Below are 19,371 nucleotides of genomic sequence, written 5' to 3'. Positions count from 1 at the left end.
CCGGAGTTCTTATGCCACACTCGCTTTACGCCACCGATACTGACCTGACCGCAGACAACCTGCTGCGCCTGCCCGCGGAATTTGGCTGTCCGGTCTGGGTCTATGATGCGCAGATTATTCGCCGCCAGATTGCCCAGCTCAGCCAGTTCGACGTGGTGCGTTTTGCGCAAAAAGCCTGCTCTAACATTCATATTCTGCGTCTGATGCGTGAGCAGGGGGTGAAGGTGGACTCGGTGTCGCTGGGGGAGATCGAGCGGGCGCTGGCGGCAGGCTACGATCCGCAGCAGAATCCCGAGGATATCGTCTTCACCGCCGATCTGATCGACGACGCCACCCTCGATCGGGTGAAGGCGTTACAGATCCCGGTGAACGCCGGCTCGATCGACATGCTGAGCCAGCTGGGCGAGGTGTCGCCGGGCCATCGCGTCTGGCTGCGCGTCAACCCGGGCTTTGGCCACGGCCACAGCCAGAAAACCAATACCGGCGGTGAGAATAGCAAGCATGGCATCTGGTACAGCCACCTGCCGGCGGCGCTGGAAGTGATGCGTCGCTATCAGCTGCAGCTGGTCGGGATCCATATGCATATCGGCTCTGGCGTTGACTATGGTCACCTGGAGCAGGTGTGCGGCGCGATGGTGCGCCAGGTCGTCGACTTTGGCCAGGATCTGCAGGCCATCTCCGCCGGCGGCGGTCTGTCGATTCCTTACCGCGAAGGTGAAGAGGCCATCGACACCGCCCACTATTATGGCCTGTGGAACCGCGCCCGGGAGCAGATCGCGGCCCATCTGGGGCACCCGGTGAAACTGGAGATTGAGCCAGGACGCTTCCTGGTGGCCGAGTCCGGCGTGCTGGTGTCGCAGGTGCGCAGTGTGAAAGAGATGGGCAGCCGTCACTTCGTGCTGATTGACGCCGGCTTTAACGACCTGATGCGCCCGGCAATGTACGGTAGCTATCACCATATCACCGCTCTGGCGGGGGATGGCCGGGATCTCAGCGCCGCGCCGCAGGTCGAAACCGTGGTGGCCGGGCCGCTGTGCGAATCCGGGGATGTCTTTACCCAGCAGGAGGGGGGCAAAGTCGAGACCCGCCTGCTGCCGGCGGTGGCGCCTGGGGATTATCTGGTGCTCCATGACACCGGCGCCTACGGGGCTTCGATGTCGTCCAACTATAACAGCCGTCCGCTGCTGCCGGAGGTGCTGTTTGATGGCGGTAAGGCGCGGCTGATCCGCCGTCGCCAGACCATCCAGGAGCTGCTGGCCTTAGAGCTTATTTAAAAAAAGGTCCCGTCGTCACCGACTCGCGAAGCACCAGCGTGCCGGTAAACGGCGGGATCGTTTCTATCGGCTGCTGATTGGCAAGCTTGATCGCCTGGTCGATAGCCGTAGTGATCATGTTGTCGATCGGCAGATAAACCGTCGACAGCCCCGGCTCCAGCCATTTCGCGCTTGGCGCATCGTCGAAGCCAAACAGCGACACATCCTGTGGAATACGCAGCCCCGCCTGATGCAGCGCCTTTGACGCCCCCAGCGCCATATCATCGTTACAGGAAAACAGCGCGCTGAAGCGGGCTTTCTCGTCCAGCAGTTCCCGGCACAGTTCGTAGCCGCGAGTCATCGTCGAGTCCCCATACTTCACCCGGCTCGGATCCCACTCAATACCATGTTTTATCAGCGCGTTGCGGTAGCCCTGCAGGCGAGCCTGGCCGGTAGGGGTATGCATCGGGACGGTGATGCAGGCGATATCGCGGTGGCCCTGGGTAATCAGATACTCCACGGCCTGGAAGGCGGCTTCCTGCTGTTCGAAGAACACGCAGCGTTCGCGGGCCTGCGCCACATCGCGGTTAATCACCACCAGCGGCATGGCGATCGAGTTAATCAGCGACATGATCGCCTTCTCGCTCATGTGCCGGGTATAGAGGATGATCGCATCGCACTGCCGGTCGGCGAGCATCTGCACCGCTTCCTCTTCGCGCTCCGGCGTATCATGGCCGTCGGTGACGATAAGCTGCTTTCCCCAGGCTTCGGTCTGGCGTGACGCCTGCTGCAGCAGACGGCCAAAGTAAAAGCCGTCAAAGGTGGAGACGACCAGCCCGATACTATTGCTGGTCTGATTGGCCAGCGAGCGGGCAAGGAAATTGGGCCGGTAGCCCAGCTCTTCCATCGCTTTAAAGACCTGTTGGCGGGTGCTCTCTTTCACCTGACCTGTGCCGTTCAACACGCGGGAAACCGTCGCTTTCGAGACGCCTGCGCGAATTGAGACATCCAGCATTGTAGCCATTCATCGATTCCTGATTTCACGTGGTAAAGCGCAGTTTATCACAGACCGAAAAGGGACATATCGACGGGGCGGGGCGGAAAAACCATCGCGATCACGCTTTTGGCAGGAACTGACGAGCCGACAGACTCTGGTATGCCAATGCCGATTTTATCGGATATTTGGGATACCACTGTGCGCGTTGCGAGCGCTGTCACAGAACTATTTTTGCCTGGCGACTATGTTTTGGTATGCCAAAAGTCTCTGGCTGTTCACCTGGCCGCAATAAGCCCTTTACACTGAGGTACTCTTTTATGGCATTACAGGACAAACTGATCGACGCGCTGGGGCGTTTCGCGACGACATTCAACAGCTATCGCTACATTATGGCGATCAAATCGGCGTTTATTACCCTGATGCCGGTGATCATCGTCGGGGCCTTTTCGGTGCTGATCTCCAATATGGTGCTGGATCCGAAGAATGGGCTCGCCAGCTTTTCCTCGCTCTCCTTTCTTGCGGCGCTGAAGCCGATCACCAGCGCGCTTAACTACGCTACGCTCAACTTCCTCAATATCGGCGCCGTGTTTCTGATCGGTATTGAGCTGGGGCGGATCAACGGCATCAAAAGCCTGTTTCCCGGCCTGTTGGCGGTGATCTGCTTTATCTGCGTCACGCCGACCACGGTAGAGATGATGGTCGATGGCCAGATGCACGTGGTGAAAGATGTCCTGCTGCGCCAGTTTTCCGATACCCGCAGTCTGTTCCTTGGGATGTTCATCGCCATTCTGTCAGTGGAGATTTACTGCTGGCTGGAGGGGCGCAAGGGACTGAAGATCAAAATGCCGGATACCGTGCCGCCGAACGTCTCTGCCTCTTTTTCCGCGCTGATCCCGGCGATCATCACCACCACCGCGATCGCCACCTTTGGTTTTCTCTTTCACCAGCTGACGGGAATGTATCTCTACGATGCGGTCTACCAGGTGGTGCAGCAGCCGCTGGAGCGGGTGGTGCAGAGCCTGCCGGGGATCCTGCTGCTGATGTTCGTCGCCCAGCTGTTCTGGGTGATCGGCATTCACGGCAACCAGATGATCAAGCCGATCCGCGAGCCGCTGCTGCTGGGAGCGATCACCGTCAATATGAGCGCTTTTGAGCAGGGGAAAGAGGTACCGAACATCATCACGATGCCCTTCTGGGATGTCTACATGAGCATCGGCGGCTCGGGGCTGACCATCGGCCTGCTGATTGCGGTGATGATCGCCACCAGGCGCAAAGAGATGAAAGAGATCGCCAAGCTGTCGATAGGCCCGGGGCTGTTCAATATTAACGAGCCGGTGATCTTCGGGATGCCGATCATGCTTAACCCGATCCTCGCCATCCCGTTTATCATCACCCCGCTGGTGACCGGCAGCATCGGCTATTTCGCCACCCTGACCGGCTTCGCCGGCAAGGCGGTGGTGATGGTCCCCTGGACCACGCCGCCGCTGATCAACGCCTGGCTCTCCACCGCCGGCTCGATGGGGGCGGTGGTGACCCAGCTTATCTGCATCGTCGTCGCGGTGCTTATCTATCTGCCTTTCGTCAAAATCGTCTCCCGCCGTGCCGATGCCGCGCAGCGTCAGGTAGACAATCAACAAACCGCCAACCCTGTCTGAGGAGCCTATGACTACCGTACGGATGACCATTCCCGATGATTTTATCCTTGGCGCGGCGGCTTCCGCCTGGCAGACCGAAGGCTGGAGCGGGAAAAAACCAGGGCAGGACTCCTGGCCCGATCTCTGGTACAAAAACGATCGCCACGTCTGGCATAACGGCTATGGCCCGGCGGTGGCCACCGATTTTATCAACCGCTTTCAGGAAGATGTGCAGCTGATGAAGCTGGCTGGGCTGACCCACTACCGCACCTCAATCAACTGGTCGCGCTTTCTGACCGACTATGAAAACGTCACGGTGGATGAGGAGTATGCGGCCTATTATGACCAGCTGTTCGATGCGCTGCTGGCTAACGGCATCACGCCGATGATCTGCCTTGAGCATTATGAATTGCCCGGCTATCTGCTGGAAAAGTATGGCGGCTGGGGGTCGAAAACGGTGGTTGAGCTGTTTGTGCGCTACGCGGAGAAGGTGTTTGCCCGCTACCACCCGAAGGTGACGCGCTGGTTTACCTTTAATGAGCCAATTGTGGTGCAGACCCGGGTCTATCTGGATGCTCTGCGCTGGCCCTATGAGCAGAACACCAGCACCTGGATGCAGTGGAACTATCATAAGGTGCTGGCGACCGCCAGCGTCGTGAAGCGGTTTCGCGAGCTCGGCTATCCCGGGACCGTCGGCTGCATCCTCAATCCGGAGGTGACCTACCCACGCTCACGCGCCCCCCATGACCTGCGCGCGGCGGAGATCTACGATCTGTTCTACAACCGCATGTTCCTCGACCCGCTGGTGCACGGCGTCTGGCCGCCGGAGCTTCTCGCGCTGCTTGAGCAGCATCAGGTGACGTGGGAGACCAGCGAGGAGGATCTGGCGGTTATCCGCGAGCACACCGTCGATGAGCTGGGGATTAATCTTTACTACCCGCACCGGGTCAAAGCCCCGTCGCGGGCCTGGCATCCGCACACCCCGTTCCATCCGGCCTGGTATTATGAGCCGTTTGAGCTGCCCGGCCGGCGGATGAACGCCTCCCGCGGCTGGGAAATCTACCCGCAAATCATCTTTGATATGGCGATGCGGATAAAAAATGACTATAGCAACATCCCGTGGTTCGTGGCGGAGAGCGGGATGGGGGTGGAAAACGAAGGCCAGTTCCGTAACCGCGAAGGCGTCATCGATGACAGCTACCGCATTCGTTTTATCAGCGAACATCTGTGGCACACCCTGCGCGCCCGCGAGGCAGGGGCCAACTGCCAGGGCTATATGCTGTGGGCGTTTACCGACAACGTATCGCCGATGAACGCCTTTAAAAACCGCTACGGGCTTATCGAAATCGATCTGCAAAACCATCGCGCCCGGCGACCCAAAGCCTCGGCGCACTGGTTTCGTCAACTGGGCGAACGGCGTGAACTGGTGCTGGATATCGATGATGAATACCGCTAGCCGGGGGCAATATTTGCTAAGATAGCGGCGTATTTGACTCGCAGGCATGTAACGCACAGGTGATTTTGTGGAAAAAGCGATAGTTCCGCCGGAAAAGAAGCCCTATCAGGAGATTGGTGATGACCTGCGCGCCCAGATCGCGCAGGGGCGCTACCCGGTCGGGTCGCGTTTGCCGCCGGAACGCCATATTGCCGAAACCTATGGCGTCAGCCGGACCATCGTGCGCGAAGCGCTGCTGATGCTGGAGCTGCAGGGGACGGTGGATATTCGTCAGGGATCCGGGGTGTATGTCATGCGCATTCCCCACGAGAACGACAGCGAAGAGGAGCAGCTGCTCAGCAGCGACGTCGGCCCGTTTGAAATTCTCCAGGCGCGCCAGCTGCTGGAGAGCAACATCGCCGCCTTTGCCGCGAAAATGGCCACCCGCGCCGATATCGACAATCTAAAGCGGATTATTGAACAGGAGCAGCGGGCAATCGCTCTCAACGACACCGCGCAGGATAACGCTCGTCTGTTCCATCTGGTGCTCGCCGGGGCGACGCAGAACCAGATGCTGTTGGCGACGGTAGAGCGGATCTGGCTGCAGATGGACAGCAGCCCGCTGTGGCAGCAGTTCAATGTGCATATTGCCAGCCGCGCCTGGCGGCTGAAATGGCTCGGCGACCGGCAGACCCTGCTCGCCGCGCTGCGGCGTCGCGATGTGATGGGCGCCTGGCAGGCGATGTGGCAGCATCTGGAAAACGTCAAAAACAGCCTGCTGGAGCTGTCCGATGAGGACGCCCCCGACTTTGACGGCTATCTGTTCGACTCAGTGCCGATTTTTCAGGGGAAGCTGGTATGACGATCCTGCCGCTGTACGCTGCGCCGCAGTACGCCCCGCAGGTGACCGACTGGCTGTGGCAGGCCTTTGGCGGCGAGACGCTGCCGCGGCAATTCTTCGCCAGCATTGTGCAGCATAGCCAGACGGCGGAGGCGCTGCCGTTGACCTTTATTGCCGTGGAAGGCGAGCAGTTGCTCGGCACGATTGGCCTCTGGCGCTGCGATTTGATCAGCCGCCAGGATCTGTTTCCCTGGCTGGCGGCGCTGTACGTCGCGCCCGCCGCCCGCGGTCAGGGGCTGGCCGGAAAACTGCAGCGGCATGTGATCGATTATGCCCGCCGCGCGGGCTTTCGGGAGCTCTATCTCTACTCCGCCTGCCGGGATTTCTATGAACGCTTCGGCTGGCGCTACATCGGCGAGGGGCTGGATTACCCGGCCACCGCCGTGCACCTCTATCGCTATGACTTATCGCCTTCCTGCGGGGCGACCACCGAGTGACGACGGACCAGCGTCGGGCTGAACAGATGGGTGATCTCCGGCGCCGGCCGCTGCTCCGCCAGGGCTAAAGCCAGCTCGGCCGCCTGGGTCGCCATCGTGACGATCGGATAGCGGACGGTAGTCAACCGCGGGCGGACATAGCGCGAAATCAGGACATCGTCGAAGCCAATCAGCGAAATCTCCCGCGGAACGTCGATGCCATTGTCATTCAGCACCCCCATCGCGCCGGCGGCCATCGAGTCGTTATAGCAGGCGACGGCGCTAAAGTGGCGGCCGCGGCCAAGCAGTTCGGTCATCGCCTGTTCGCCGCCGCTTTCATCCGGCTCGGCAAACGTGACCAGCCGGTCGTTGCACGGCAGGCCGCTCTCCTCCAGCGCCGCGTAGTACCCCTGCAGCCGATCTTCCGCATCGGAGATATCATGGTTTGAGCACAGATAGCCGATACGCGTGTGCCCCTGCTGGATCAAATGGCGGGTCGCCAGCCAGGCGCCGTAGCGGTCGTCCAGCGCGACGCAGCGGGTTTCATATCCGGGCAGGATGCGGTTGATCAGCACCATGCCGGGGATCTGTTTCATTAACCCCGCCAATTCCTCATCTGGGATCATTTTGGCGTGCACCACCAGCGCCGCGCAGCGATGGCGGATCAGCTGCTCTATCGCCTGGCGCTCCTTCTGCACGTTGTGGTAGCCATTGCCAATCAGCAAAAAATTGCCGGTGCGGTAGGCCACCTGTTCGACGGCTTTGACCATCGCGCCGAAGAAGGGGTCGGAGACATCGCCCACCACCAGGCCGACGGTTTCCGTTGACTGCTGGGCCAGCGCCCGGGCGTTCGCGTTGGGGTGATAGTTCAGGGTTTCCATCGCCGCGCCCACGGACTGACGCGAAGCTTCGCTGGCTTTGGGAGAGTTGTTGATGACGCGGGAGACGGTAGCGACGGAGACTCCTGCGAGTCGGGCTACATCCTTAATAGTCGCCATACCATGCCTTTTCTAGGGTAAGCGTTTACATACTGCTATGTTACGGGAAAGAGCGGCAGATTCAAGGCGCGGCGGCGAAGGAATGGCGCAAATGTGATTCAGCGCGGGCTTATCGGTGACCTGTTTACATTGACGCGAGCGGTAATTGAAACCGGCGCAGGGAAATACAAACCTTTGCTTACACTTTGCGATGCGCTGTTGCGAATGTTCGCTGGTTTGTTCGCGGATCCGGTTGATATTCTGGCTATCCCAGAGGTATTGATAGGTGGAGTCAACGTCACGTTGACCACTTTACTTACACCAGCCTGCGCAGATGCGCAGGTTTTTTTTGCCCGCTATCGGCGTTGTTACAGATAGCGAAAATCGTAATACCTCGTTGCACTTAGGCTCACTCCCTTGCGTTTTCCCGCTGGCCCGTTACGGCCAAAAAACGTGACAATCGAGATCCCAGAGGTATTGATAGGTGAGTTTCTCAGGTACGCTCTTCGTACTGAACGTCTTACACCGACCTGCGCGGATGCGCAGGTTTTTTTTATTCCGAAAATCCCCCCGCTGCACTGCTTTCCCATGCCTTCTCGTGTAACCTGCTTTGACTCATCAACCGGTCACATGGAGTTGTTATGCTTTTGGGATTTTTCAGACTGCTGTTCAAGGGGTTATACCGGGTCAGACTGACCGGCGACACGCAGGCTTTATACCAGCAAAAGGTCTTAATCACCCCGAACCACGTCTCTTTCCTCGACGGCATTCTGCTGGCGCTGTTTTTGCCGGTCCGACCGGTTTTTGCGGTCTATACCTCAATCAGCCAGCGCTGGTTTATGCGCGCGCTGACGCCGATTATCGATTTTGTGCCGCTGGACCCGACCAAGCCGATGTCGATCAAACATCTGGTGCGCCTGATTGAGCAGGGGCGGCCGGTGGTTATTTTCCCGGAAGGGCGAATTTCGGTCAGCGGCTCGCTGATGAAAATTTATGACGGCGCCGCCTTTGTCGCCGCCAAATCGCAGGCGACCATTGTGCCGCTGCGTATTGAAGGCGCCGAACTGACGCCCTTCAGCCGGCTGAAGGGGCTGGTGAAACGTCGCCTGTTCCCGCGTATTCAGCTGCATCTCCTGCCGCCCACCCATCTGCCGATGCCCGAGGCGCCGCGCGCCCGCGACCGGCGCAAAATCGCCGGGGAGATGCTGCATCAGATCATGATGGAAGCCCGGATGGCGGTGCGCCCGCGGGAAACCCTGTATGAGTCGCTGCTGGCGGCGCAGGACCGCTTCGGCGCGCGCAAACCCTGCGTGGAGGATATCAACTTCCAGCCGGATACCTATCGCAAGCTGCTAACCAAAACCCTGTTTGTCGCCCGCATTCTGGAAAAATACAGCCAGCCGGGCGAGAAGATCGGCCTGATGCTGCCTAACGCCGGCATCAGCGCGGCGGTGATTTTCGGCGCTATCGCCCGCGGGCGTATTCCGGCGATGATGAACTATACCGCCGGGGTGAAAGGGCTCAGCAGCGCGATAGCCGCCGCGGAGCTCAACACCATTTTCACCTCGCGCACCTTCCTCGATAAAGGCAAACTCTGGCACCTGCCGGAGCAGCTGACCCAGGTGCGCTGGGTATTCCTGGAAGATCTTAAAGGCGATATCACCCTCGCTGACAAACTGTGGATTTTTGCTCATCTGCTGGCGCCGCGTCTGGCGCAGGTTAAGCAGCAGCCGGAAGACGCGGCGATGATCCTCTTCACCTCCGGTTCCGAGGGCAATCCGAAAGGGGTGGTGCACAGCCATAAGAGTCTGCTGTCCAACGTCGAGCAGATCAAAACTATCGCCGACTTTACCGCCAATGACCGCTTTATGTCGGCGCTGCCGCTGTTCCACTCTTTTGGCCTCACCGTCGGCCTGCTGACGCCGCTGCTTACCGGGGCGGAAGTGTTTCTCTATCCCAGCCCGCTGCACTATCGCGTGGTGCCGGAGCTGGTCTACGATCGCAACTGTACGGTGCTGTTCGGCACTTCGACCTTCCTCGCCAACTATGCCCGTTTCGCCAATCCGTACGATTTCTACCGCCTGCGCTACGTGGTCGCCGGGGCGGAGAAGCTGCAGGAGAGCACCAAACAGCTGTGGCAGGATAAATTCGGCCTGCGCATTCTCGAAGGCTATGGCGTGACCGAGTGCGCGCCTGTGGTCTCGATTAACGTGCCGATGGCGGCGAAGGTCGGCACCGTGGGCCGCATCCTGCCGGGGATGGACGCCCGCCTGCTGGCGATGCCAGGCATTGATCAAGGGGGGCGGCTGCAGCTGAAAGGGCCGAACATCATGAAAGGCTACCTGCGGGTGGAAAACCCCGGCGTGCTGGAAGCGCCTGCGGCGGAAAACCAGCACGGCGAGATGGAAGCGGGCTGGTATGACACCGGGGATATCGTTACCTTCGACGAGCAGGGCTATGTCCGCATTCAGGGCCGCGCGAAGCGCTTCGCCAAAATCGCCGGCGAGATGATCTCCCTCGAGATGGTGGAGCAGGTGGCCCTCGGCGCGTCGCCGGACAAAATGCACGCCACGGCGATTAAACAGGACGCCAGCAAAGGCGAGGCGCTGGTGCTGTTTACCACCGATAATGAACTGACTCGTGAAGCCCTGCTGCGCTACGCCCGCCAGCACGGCGTACCGGAGCTGGCGGTGCCGCGAGATATACGCTGGCTGAAACAGCTACCGGTGCTCGGCAGCGGCAAGCCAGACTATGTCACCCTGAAAAATATGGTCGACGAGGCGGAAACAACCCATGAGTGAGTCAGTACATACTAACCCTTCGCTGTACTCGAAAGGGATGCTGGCGGTGATCTGCGCCCAGTTCCTGTCGGCCTTCGGCGACAATGCGCTTCTCTTCGCCACCCTGGCGCTGATGAAGCAGCTCTATTATCCGGAGTGGAGCCAGCCGGTCCTGCAGATGTTGTTTGTGGGCGCTTACATCCTCTTTGCCCCCTTTGTCGGTCAGTTCGCCGATAGCTTTGCCAAAGGCCGGGTGATGATGGTGGCCAACGGCCTGAAACTGCTCGGCGCCGGCTGCATCTGCTTCGGCGTCAATCCGTTTATCGGCTATACGCTGGTGGGGATTGGCGCCGCCGCCTATTCGCCGGCCAAGTATGGCATTCTCGGCGAACTCACCACCGGCGATAAGTTAGTGAAGGCTAACGGACTGATGGAGTCCTCGACCATCGCGGCGATCCTGCTGGGCTCCATGGCCGGCGGGATCCTCGCCGACTGGCACGTGCTGGCGGCGCTGATCGTCTGCGCGCTGGTCTACGGCGGGGCGGTAGTGGCTAACCTGTGGATACCCAGGCTGCCGGCAGCGCGTCCGGGGCAGTCGTGGCGTTTTAAGCCAATGACGCACAGCTTCTTCAGCGCCTGCCGGACGCTGTGGCGCAACGGCGAAACCCGCTTTTCGCTGATGGGCACCAGCCTGTTCTGGGGCGCTGGCGTGACCCTGCGTTTCCTGCTGGTGATCTGGGTGCCGGTGGCGCTGGGCATTACCAGCAACGCCATGCCCACCTATCTTAATGCGATGGTGGCGGTGGGGATTGTGCTGGGTGCCGGGGCGGCGGCGAAGCTGGTGACCCTGGAGACGGTGTCGCGCTGTATGCCGGCCGGGATTTTGATCGGTATCGCGGTGATAGCCTTTGCGGTGCAGCAGTCGCTGCTGCCGGCGTTCGGTCTGCTGCTGCTGCTCGGGGTGTTCGGCGGGTTCTTTATCGTACCGCTGAACGCGCTGCTGCAGGAGCGTGGGAAACATTCGGTCGGGGCAGGTAACGCCATTGCGGTACAGAACCTCGGTGAGAACGTGGCGATGCTGCTGATGCTGGGGCTCTATTCCCTGGCGGTGAGCGTGGGCGTTCCACCGGTCGCCGTGGGGATAGGCTTTGGCGCGGTATTCGCCGTGGCCATTGCCGCGCTGTGGGTCTGGGGGCGGCGTAAATAACCTCCCGGCTTGCGCTGCGCTTGACTGGGCGAGGGGGTCGCCAATATCTGCTCTTCAGTAGCCCGGGTAAGGCGTATAAGCCTTACCCGGGGCTTTGCTTTCTTACGGCGCCGGGTAGGTATAAACCTGATGCACCGCCTCAATCTCCGCTAATACCTCTTCGCTTAGCTCAAGCTGCAAACTTTCCACGTTGGCCTGCAGCTGCGTCATGGTCGTCGCCCCCAGCAGGGTGCTGGCGACAAACGGCTGCCGACGCACAAAGGCCAGCGCCATTTGCGCCGGATCGAGGCCGTGGCGTTTGGCGATATCCACATAGGCCGCTACCGCTTTCTGCGACTGCTCGCTGCTGTAGCGCGTAAAGCGGCTGAACAGCGTATTGCGCGCCCCTGCCGGCTTCGCACCGTTGAGATACTTGCCGGTCAGTGTGCCGAAAGCCAGACAAGAGTAGGCCAGCAGCTCCACGCCTTCGAACTGACTCACTTCCGCGAGGCCGACTTCAAAGCTGCGGTTCAGCAGGCTGTAAGGATTCTGAATAGTCACGATCCGCGGGAGGTCGTGCTTATCCGCCAGGTGCAGATAACGCATCACGCCGAAGGCGGTTTCGTTCGACACACCGATGTAGCGGATCTTCCCGGCGCGCTGGAACTCGGTCAGCGCTTCGAGGGTATCCAGCAGCGTCACGGCGGGCGCGGCGTCGGCCCAGGTATAGCCCAGCTTGCCAAAGCAGTTGGTTGGCCGCTGCGGCCAGTGAACCTGATATAAATCGAGATAATCGGTCTGCAGCCGCTTCAGGCTGGCGTGCAGCGCCTCGCGGATATTTTTGCGGTCCAGGACGTGATTGGGCCGAATGCTGCTGTCGTTATTGCGCGCGGGCCCGCTGACTTTCGAGGCGAGCACCAGCTTTTCGCGATTGCCGCGTTTCGCCAGCCAGTTGCCGACGTAGGTTTCAGTCAGCCCCTGGGTTTCCGGGCGCGGCGGGACCGGGTACATTTCAGCGACATCGATCAGGTTGATGCCGTTGGCAACCGCGTAATCGAGCTGCTGGTGGGCATCGGCCTCGCTATTCTGTTCGCCAAAAGTCATGGTTCCCAGCCCGAGGGTGCTGATTTCAAGAGAACTGTGTGGGATACGGTGATACTGCATAGCCAGCTTCCTTTTTATTTATAAGGTCAGGCATTCCCCGACAAAGGAGTATCAACATGGCAGAGGGTGAGAAAAAGAGGAAGTAAAAAATCAAAAAAGCCGGGTGACGAGGAGGGGCGGTGGGTGAAACCCGCGGCGTCCTGGTATATCCCGACTCTTCTCAAAAGACTGGTGGTCGGTAAGCGCAGCGTCAACAGAAGCTGGGGCCGACAGGGAAAGATTAACGCTTAATGATTTGCGAAACGTCGTCACGATTGATCTGCATTTTATTACCCTGCTGATCTTCGTAACTGATTAAACCGGTATCGTCATCCACGGTAGGTTTACCGTCGGTCAGGATCATTCGCCCATCTTTGGTCGCCATGACGTAATCGCTGCTGCAACCGGAAACCGAGAACGCCAGTCCTACGGCGGAAATCAATACTGCCCATTTCTTCATCGTCAACACCTCTTCAGTAGCTGCACCCCATACCCGTCTATTAATAGCCTGATTTGTGAGACATAAAAAGCAGTAAAGTCTGAAAAAGGGTTGCAGCCTGTGACCAGGCTGCAATTTTGTGGTTTACAGCGGGTTTTTCTTATTACGCAGCAGGTTAAGGCTCTCCACCGCGATAGAGAAGAACATGGCGAAATAGATGTATCCCTTCGGCACATGGACGTCGAAGCTTTCCAGCATCAGGGTAAAGCCGACGAGGATCAGAAACGACAGCGCCAGCATTTTCACCGAAGGATGACGGTCAACAAAATCGCCGATGGGTCGCGCGGCGAACATCATCACCCCCACCGCGATCACCACTGCCGCCATCATGATGAACAGATGATCCGACAGGCCGACGGCGGTGATCACTGAATCGAGGCTAAAGATGATATCCAGCAGCATGATCTGCACGATGGCGCCGAGGAAGGAGTGGACGTTGGTCTTCAGCCCCTCCTCTTCACCTTCGATAGATTCATGGATCTCTTTACTGGCTTTCCAGATAAGGAATAGCCCGCCGAGCAGCAAGATCAGATCGCGAAACGAGATCTCCTGACCGAAAACGGTAAAGAGCGGGTTGGTCAGCTTAACGACCCAGGCGATTGAGGCCAGCAGCGCCAGACGCATGACCATCGCGCCCATCAAACCGATCCGGCGCGCATGGGCGCGCTGGGCGGTGGGGAGCTTAGCCACGACCAGAGAGAGGAAAATAATATTGTCGATCCCGAGCACGATCTCCAGCAGCGTCAATGTGCCCAGCGCCAGCCAGGCGTTAGGATCGGTTATCCATGCAAATAACATTGTTCAAAGTCCTGCAAAATAGAAAGCAGCAATTATATGCAACCCCCAACGCAGAACAAAAAATTAATCGTGTTGTAACAAGAAATGGCGGGCAAGCAGAGCGGCGGTAAAATTCTTTTTCAGATAGAAACCGCGCGGCAGCGTGAGGATTGTCTCCCCGCGGGCGCCGATGGCTTCGGTCAGCGCCTTGCTGTTGGCGGCTTTCGGTCTTAACTGCAGCACCTCGCCGTGGCGGGCGGTAATGCGCTCGACCTCACCGAGAACAATGAGATCCATCAGCTCTTCCCAGTCCATGCGCAGCTGGCGCTCCTCGTCTTCGTCCGGGCTCCACAGCAGCGGTGCGCCGACGCGCCGCGCCGCCAGCGGGATGGTGCGTTCACCCTCCACCGGGATCCACAGGACGCGCTGCAGCTTATGCCGTACATGGCTGCTCTCCCAGGTGACGCCGCTATTGCCGGTTAACGGGGCGACGCAGACGAAGGTGGTCTCCAGCGGGCGTCCCCGGCTGTCGATGGGGATCGTTTTGAGCTCGACCCCCAGCGCGGCGAAATCCTGCTCGGGTTTACTGCCTGCGCTGGCGCCCAGCCACAGCTCCAGCAGAATGCCCGTCCAGCCTTTATCGCGCTTCAGATCGCGCGGAATGGGGATCCCCGCCAGCGCCGCCAGCTCGCCCAGCGAATAGCCGGCCAGCTGGCGGGCCTGGGCCAGCAGCTGTTCCTGACTTTGCGGCGGTGAGGCGAGCGGAGCGATAGCGGGCATAGGGTAATACCTTTGGTTAAAAAGTGAGCGCTAATTTTGCGCGTTGTGGATAGAGTTTACCGTTTTCTGAGTAACTATACCAATCTCATGATTTATATGGCTTTTTAAACTCATCATGCGGCTTATGAAAACGGTGTAAACGGGTTTTCCAGAACTGGTCACTGACAATAAACAGGATCTTACACCATGTTATCCACAGAAAAGTGGGATAACTGGGGAAAAGACTCACTACTGGTTCGATTTACAGCCTTGACGTGCGACGAAAATCGAATTTTTAGAGAAAATCTGCCGGTGGCCTGCGCGTAATCTGTGGATAAAATCGACATTGCTCGATCTTTCATCAGTCGGCGGATCGCATGTGTGATGATCGTCACGTTATGCTGTAATGTGTGAAAGGAATATATTCTAACTTTATGAATATGATACTATTATTTTCAGATGCTAGCGATGCGATGTTCGGATTACTCTGGGTTTTCCCGGGTTAATTCCGTACTTCTTCACAACTCTATCCACAGAAAAAGTGAATAAAATCGGCTGTCACGCGCTTTCATTGTTTATAACTCTGGCAATTACTGTGAGTTATTCAAATGTTATCCGTTCTCAGTGTGCGAACAGAGTGGTTTACCGTTTCCGGCGAGTGTGAAACAATCATTCACATTGAAGCTTATCTTGAGGTAGTCCGGTGATTGATGACGATGGCTACCGCCCAAATGTCGGTATTGTAATCTGTAATCGTCAGGGCCAGGTGATGTGGGCCCGGCGCTATGGTCAGCACTCGTGGCAGTTCCCGCAAGGGGGCATTAATCCAGGAGAATCCGCAGAGCAGGCGATGTATCGGGAATTGTTTGAAGAGGTCGGGTTAAGCCGTAAAGATGTGCGGATCCTGGCCTCAACCCGTAACTGGCTGCGTTACAAGTTGCCTAAACGTTTGGTGCGTTGGGACACAAAGCCGGTTTGTATCGGCCAGAAACAAAAGTGGTTTCTTTTGCAGTTGATCGGCAATGATGCGGACATCAATATGCAAACCAGCAGTACACCTGAATTTGATGGTTGGCGCTGGGTGAGTTACTGGTACCCGGTTCGCCAGGTGGTGTCGTTTAAGCGCGACGTCTACCGCCGGGTGATGAAAGAGTTCGCCAGCGTGACCATGTCGCTGGCGGAGAGCGCACCTAAGCCGCAAAACGCGCCTGCTTATCGACGTAAAAGAGGTTAAGCCACGCACATTATGCTCACTCGGTTGCGAGAAATAGTCGAGAAGGTCGCGAGCGCGCCGCGTTTAAACGAGGCGCTGGATATTCTGGTGACGGATGTCTGCCAGGCGATGGAGACGGAAGTCTGCTCGGTTTACCTGGCTGACAATGACCGACGCTGCTATTACCTGATGGCCACCCGCGGGTTAAAAAAACCTCGCGGGCGCACCGTTGCGCTGGCGTTCGATGAAGGCCTGGTGGGGCTGGTTGGCCGCCTGGCGGAACCCATCAACCTCGCCGATGCGCAAAAACACCCCAGCTTCAAATATATCCCCGCCGTCAAAGAGGACCGCTTCCGCGCCTTCCTTGGCGTGCCGATCATTCAGCGCCGCCAGCTGCTGGGCGTGCTGGTGGTCCAGCAGCGCGAGCTGCGTCAGTTTGATGAAAGCGAAGAGTCTTTCCTCGTCACCCTCGCCACCCAGATGGCGGCGATCCTCTCCCAGTCCCAGCTGAACGCCCTGTTCGGCCAGTATCGTCAAACGCGCATTCGCGCTCTGCCGGCCTCTTCCGGGGTGGCGATCGCCGAGGGCTGGATGGACGTCAGCCTGCCGCTGATGGAGCAGGTGTATGAAGCCTCGACGCTGGACACCGCCTCGGAACGCGAACGCCTGACCGGTGCGCTGGAAGAGGCGGCCAACGAGTTTCGTCGCTACAGCAAACGCTACGCTGCCGGGGCGCAAAAAGAGACGGCGGCGATCTTCGATCTCTACTCGCACCTGCTCTCTGACGCCCGCCTGCGTCGCGAGCTGTTTGCCGAAGTTGACAAAGGCGCCGTCGCCGAGTGGGCCGTCAAAAAGATCATTGAGAAGTTCGCCGAACAGTTTGCCGCGCTGAGCGACGGCTATTTGAAAGAGCGGGCCGGCGATCTGCGTACCCTGGGCCAGCGTCTGCTGTTCCATCTCGACGACAGTATTCAGGGGCCCAACACCTGGCCGGCGCGCATTATCCTCGTGGCGGACGAGCTGTCGGCCACCACCCTCGCCGAAGTGCCGCAGGATCGCCTGGCCGGCGTGGTGGTGCGCGATGGCGCCGCCAACTCCCATGCCGCTATTATGGTGCGGGCCCTCGGCATCCCAACGGTGATGGGCGCCGATATTCAGCCCTCGCTGCTGCATGGCCATACGCTGATTGTCGATGGCTATCGCGGTGAACTGCTGGTGGATCCTGAACCTGTCCTGTTGCAGGAGTATCAGCGCCTTATCAGCGAAGAGAACGAACTCAGCCGCCTGGCGGAGGACGATCTCCAGCGCGCGTCGGAGCTGAAAAGCGGCGAGCGGGTGAAAGTCATGCTCAACGCCGGCTTAAGCCCGGAGCACGAAGAGAAGCTCGGCAGCTTTGTTGACGGCATTGGCCTCTACCGCACCGAAATTCCCTTTATGCTGCAGAGCGGCTTCCCCTCAGAAGAGGAGCAGGTCGCCCAGTATCAGGGCATGCTGCAGATGTTTAACAGCAAACCGGTGACCCTGCGTACCCTGGACATCGGCGCGGATAAACAGCTGCCGTATATGCCGATCAGCGAAGAGAACCCGTGCCTCGGCTGGCGCGGGATCCGCATCACCCTCGATCAGCCGGAGATCTTTTTGATCCAGGTGCGGGCGATGCTGCGCGCCAACGCCGCCACCGGCAACCTCAGCATTTTGCTGCCGATGGTGACCAGTCTGGAGGAGGTGGATGAGGCCCGTCGGCTGATCGATCGCGCCAGCCGGGAAGTGGAAGAGATGATCGGCTACGCCATCCCACGTCCGCGCCTGGGGGTGATGCTGGAGGTCCCGTCGATGGTCTTTATGCTGCCGCAGCTGGCCAGCCGGATCGATTTTATCTCGGTAGGGACGAACGACCTGACCCAGTACCTGCTGGCCGTCGACCGCAACAATACCCGGGTCGCCAGCATGTATGACAGCCTGCATCCTGCGGTATTGCGTGCGCTGGCGATGATCGCCCATGACGCGGAGCGCTTTGGCATCGATCTGCGCCTGTGCGGCGAGATGGCGGGCGACCCGATGTGCGTGACGATCCTTATCGGCCTCGGTTACCGCCATCTGTCGATGAACGGCCGCTCGGTGGCGAGGGTGAAGTATCTGCTGCGCCGCATTGATATCGAAGAGGCGCAGGAGCTGTCGCGTCGCAGCCTCGATGCGCAGATGACCGCCGAGGTGCGCCATCAGGTGGCGGCCTTTATGGAGCGTCGCGGTCTCGGCGGCCTGATCCGCGGCGGGCGGTAGCGCCAGCCCGGGTGAGGCGTAAGCCGTAACCCGGGGATCCTCTGCTCGCACCCTCCGGCAAAGTAGGGGACCGCCGGGGAAACGGCATTCTGTTAGCATCCGTATACATATCTTTTACACGTTCGGCGCGGATCGCTCTTGTGGCTTATGCTATGATTCGCCTCCTTCGGCGTGCCCGTTTTGTTCGGGTATGGATCATCACCGCTGTCCACTTTCGGCGGAATAACAAGTCTTTATGGTGACAGATGAATAGTGGCTACCTGCATTTTCCGGAGTTCGATCCGGTCATTTTTTCTCTAGGCCCGGTCTCCCTCCACTGGTACGGTTTGATGTACCTGGTGGGCTTTGTCTTTGCGATGTGGCTGGCCACCCGTCGGGCGAATCGTCCGGGCAGCGGCTGGACGAAAAATGAAGTGGAAAACCTGCTCTACGCGGGCTTCCTCGGCGTCTTCCTGGGCGGCCGTATCGGCTACGTGCTGTTTTACAACCTGCCGGTATTTCTTGCCGATCCGCTGTATCTGTTCCGCGTCTGGGACGGCGGCATGTCGTTCCACGGCGGCCTGATCGGCGTGATCCTGGTGATGATTATCTTCGCCAGACGCACCAAACGCACCTTCTTCCAGGTCTCCGATTTTATCGCGCCGCTGATCCCGTTTGGTCTTGGCGCCGGGCGTCTGGGCAACTTTATCAACGGCGAGCTGTGGGGCCGCGTAGACCCGAGCTTCCACTACACGATGATTTTCCCGGGCTCCCGTGCCGAAGACCTGGCGCTGCTGCCGACGCATCCGGAATGGCAATCGCTGTTCGATACCTACGGCGCGCTGCCGCGTCACGCGTCGCAGCTGTACGAGCTGGCGCTGGAAGGCGTGGTACTGTTCCTGATCCTCAACCTGTTTATCCGTAAACCGCGCCCTACCGGCTCCGTTTCCGGTCTGTTCCTGATTGGCTACGGCCTGTTCCGCATCATCGTGGAATTCTTCCGCCAGCCCGACGCCCAGTTCACCGGCGGCTGGGTGCAGTACATCAGCATGGGGCAGATTCTTTCGATCCCGATGGTGCTTGCGGGTATCATTATGATGGTTTGGGCTTACCGCCACCGTCCGCAGCAACAGAATTCTTGA

The 19,371-nt window shown here is 59.0% G+C and carries 18 protein-coding genes; 11 read left to right on the top strand and 7 right to left on the bottom strand.

Annotated elements, in window-relative coordinates:
• Positions 1-11: 11 nt before the first annotated feature.
• Positions 12-1,274 (top strand): diaminopimelate decarboxylase, encoded by a 1,263-nt coding sequence (locus tag KPHS_43170; protein YP_005228617.1) that lies wholly within the window; start codon positions 12-14, stop codon positions 1,272-1,274.
• Here the strand turns inward: KPHS_43170 and KPHS_43160 are convergent.
• Complete coding sequence (locus KPHS_43160) at positions 1,267-2,268, bottom strand: putative transcriptional regulator (protein ID YP_005228616.1); 1,002 nt, start codon at positions 2,266-2,268, stop codon at positions 1,267-1,269. The two genes, KPHS_43170 and KPHS_43160, sit on opposite strands and share 8 nt — an antisense overlap.
• A 299-nt stretch (positions 2,269-2,567) precedes the next feature.
• Here KPHS_43160 and KPHS_43150 point away from each other — a divergent pair, with 299 nt between their 5' ends.
• The 4 genes from KPHS_43150 (at position 2,568) to KPHS_43120 (ending at position 6,657) form a co-directional block, all read left to right on the top strand.
• On the top strand, positions 2,568-3,905 hold the full coding sequence (locus tag KPHS_43150) for a putative phosphotransferase system, EIIC (protein ID YP_005228615.1): 1,338 nt from the start codon (positions 2,568-2,570) through the stop codon (positions 3,903-3,905).
• Between the two features lie 7 nt (positions 3,906-3,912).
• On the top strand, positions 3,913-5,340 hold the full coding sequence (locus KPHS_43140) for a glycoside hydrolase (protein YP_005228614.1): 1,428 nt from the start codon (positions 3,913-3,915) through the stop codon (positions 5,338-5,340).
• A gap of 67 nt (positions 5,341-5,407) precedes the next feature.
• Complete coding sequence (locus KPHS_43130; protein ID YP_005228613.1) at positions 5,408-6,181, top strand: putative regulatory protein, GntR; 774 nt, start codon at positions 5,408-5,410, stop codon at positions 6,179-6,181.
• A complete protein-coding gene (locus KPHS_43120) occupies positions 6,178-6,657 on the top strand; it encodes a GnaT-family acetyltransferase (protein ID YP_005228612.1) in 480 nt (159 codons plus the stop codon). The genes KPHS_43130 and KPHS_43120 overlap by 4 nt, the downstream gene beginning before the upstream one ends.
• On the opposite strand, the gene KPHS_43110 is transcribed toward KPHS_43120, so the two are convergent.
• Positions 6,618-7,634 carry a DNA-binding transcriptional regulator GalR gene (locus tag KPHS_43110; RefSeq protein ID YP_005228611.1) on the bottom strand — a complete coding sequence of 339 codons (1,017 nt, stop codon included), beginning with the start codon at positions 7,632-7,634 and terminating at the stop codon, positions 6,618-6,620. The two genes, KPHS_43120 and KPHS_43110, sit on opposite strands and share 40 nt — an antisense overlap.
• Before the next feature lie 93 nt (positions 7,635-7,727).
• Between KPHS_43110 and KPHS_43100 the strand changes: the two genes are divergently transcribed.
• From KPHS_43100 to KPHS_43080, 3 genes are all read left to right on the top strand, one after another.
• The gene (locus KPHS_43100; RefSeq protein YP_005228610.1) at positions 7,728-7,991 is read left to right on the top strand and encodes a hypothetical protein; all 264 of its coding nucleotides are present in this window, start codon (positions 7,728-7,730) and stop codon (positions 7,989-7,991) included.
• A gap of 263 nt (positions 7,992-8,254) precedes the next feature.
• A complete protein-coding gene (locus KPHS_43090) occupies positions 8,255-10,414 on the top strand; it encodes a bifunctional acyl-[acyl carrier protein] synthetase/2-acylglycerophosphoethanolamine acyltransferase (protein YP_005228609.1) in 2,160 nt (719 codons plus the stop codon).
• Positions 10,407-11,600, top strand: a complete 1,194-nt coding sequence (locus KPHS_43080) for a lysophospholipid transporter LplT (protein YP_005228608.1) — start codon at positions 10,407-10,409, stop codon at positions 11,598-11,600. Before KPHS_43090 ends, KPHS_43080 begins: the two co-directional genes overlap by 8 nt.
• A 102-nt stretch (positions 11,601-11,702) precedes the next feature.
• Here KPHS_43080 and KPHS_43070 read toward each other — a convergent pair whose 3' ends face one another.
• From KPHS_43070 to KPHS_43030, 5 genes are all read right to left on the bottom strand, one after another.
• Positions 11,703-12,743: a putative aldo-keto reductase gene (locus KPHS_43070; protein YP_005228607.1), complete on the bottom strand. Its 1,041-nt coding sequence runs from the start codon at positions 12,741-12,743 to the stop codon at positions 11,703-11,705.
• A gap of 220 nt (positions 12,744-12,963) precedes the next feature.
• Positions 12,964-13,182, bottom strand: a complete 219-nt coding sequence (locus KPHS_43060; RefSeq protein YP_005228606.1) for a YgdI/YgdR family lipoprotein — start codon at positions 13,180-13,182, stop codon at positions 12,964-12,966.
• 123 nt (positions 13,183-13,305) lie between these two features.
• Positions 13,306-14,019 (bottom strand): putative transmembrane protein, transport, encoded by a 714-nt coding sequence (locus KPHS_43050; protein ID YP_005228605.1) that lies wholly within the window; start codon positions 14,017-14,019, stop codon positions 13,306-13,308.
• A 63-nt stretch (positions 14,020-14,082) separates the two neighbouring features.
• Positions 14,083-14,778, bottom strand: a complete 696-nt coding sequence (locus KPHS_43040) for a DNA mismatch repair protein (protein ID YP_005228604.1) — start codon at positions 14,776-14,778, stop codon at positions 14,083-14,085.
• A gap of 85 nt (positions 14,779-14,863) precedes the next feature.
• Complete coding sequence (locus tag KPHS_43030; protein ID YP_005228603.1) at positions 14,864-15,007, bottom strand: hypothetical protein; 144 nt, start codon at positions 15,005-15,007, stop codon at positions 14,864-14,866.
• A 453-nt stretch (positions 15,008-15,460) separates the two neighbouring features.
• Between KPHS_43030 and KPHS_43020 the strand changes: the two genes are divergently transcribed.
• From KPHS_43020 to KPHS_43000, 3 genes are all read left to right on the top strand, one after another.
• A complete protein-coding gene (locus tag KPHS_43020; protein ID YP_005228602.1) occupies positions 15,461-15,991 on the top strand; it encodes a dinucleoside polyphosphate hydrolase in 531 nt (176 codons plus the stop codon).
• 12 nt (positions 15,992-16,003) lie between these two features.
• On the top strand, positions 16,004-18,250 hold the full coding sequence (locus tag KPHS_43010; RefSeq protein YP_005228601.1) for a fused phosphoenolpyruvate-protein phosphotransferase PtsP/GAF domain-containing protein: 2,247 nt from the start codon (positions 16,004-16,006) through the stop codon (positions 18,248-18,250).
• A 245-nt stretch (positions 18,251-18,495) separates the two neighbouring features.
• Positions 18,496-19,371 (top strand): prolipoprotein diacylglyceryl transferase, encoded by an 876-nt coding sequence (locus tag KPHS_43000; protein YP_005228600.1) that lies wholly within the window; start codon positions 18,496-18,498, stop codon positions 19,369-19,371.

This window comes from Klebsiella pneumoniae subsp. pneumoniae HS11286 (assembly GCF_000240185.1).
In the GTDB taxonomy this organism is placed as follows: domain Bacteria; phylum Pseudomonadota; class Gammaproteobacteria; order Enterobacterales; family Enterobacteriaceae; genus Klebsiella; species Klebsiella pneumoniae.
This window is presented reverse-complemented; position numbering and strand designations above follow the sequence as displayed.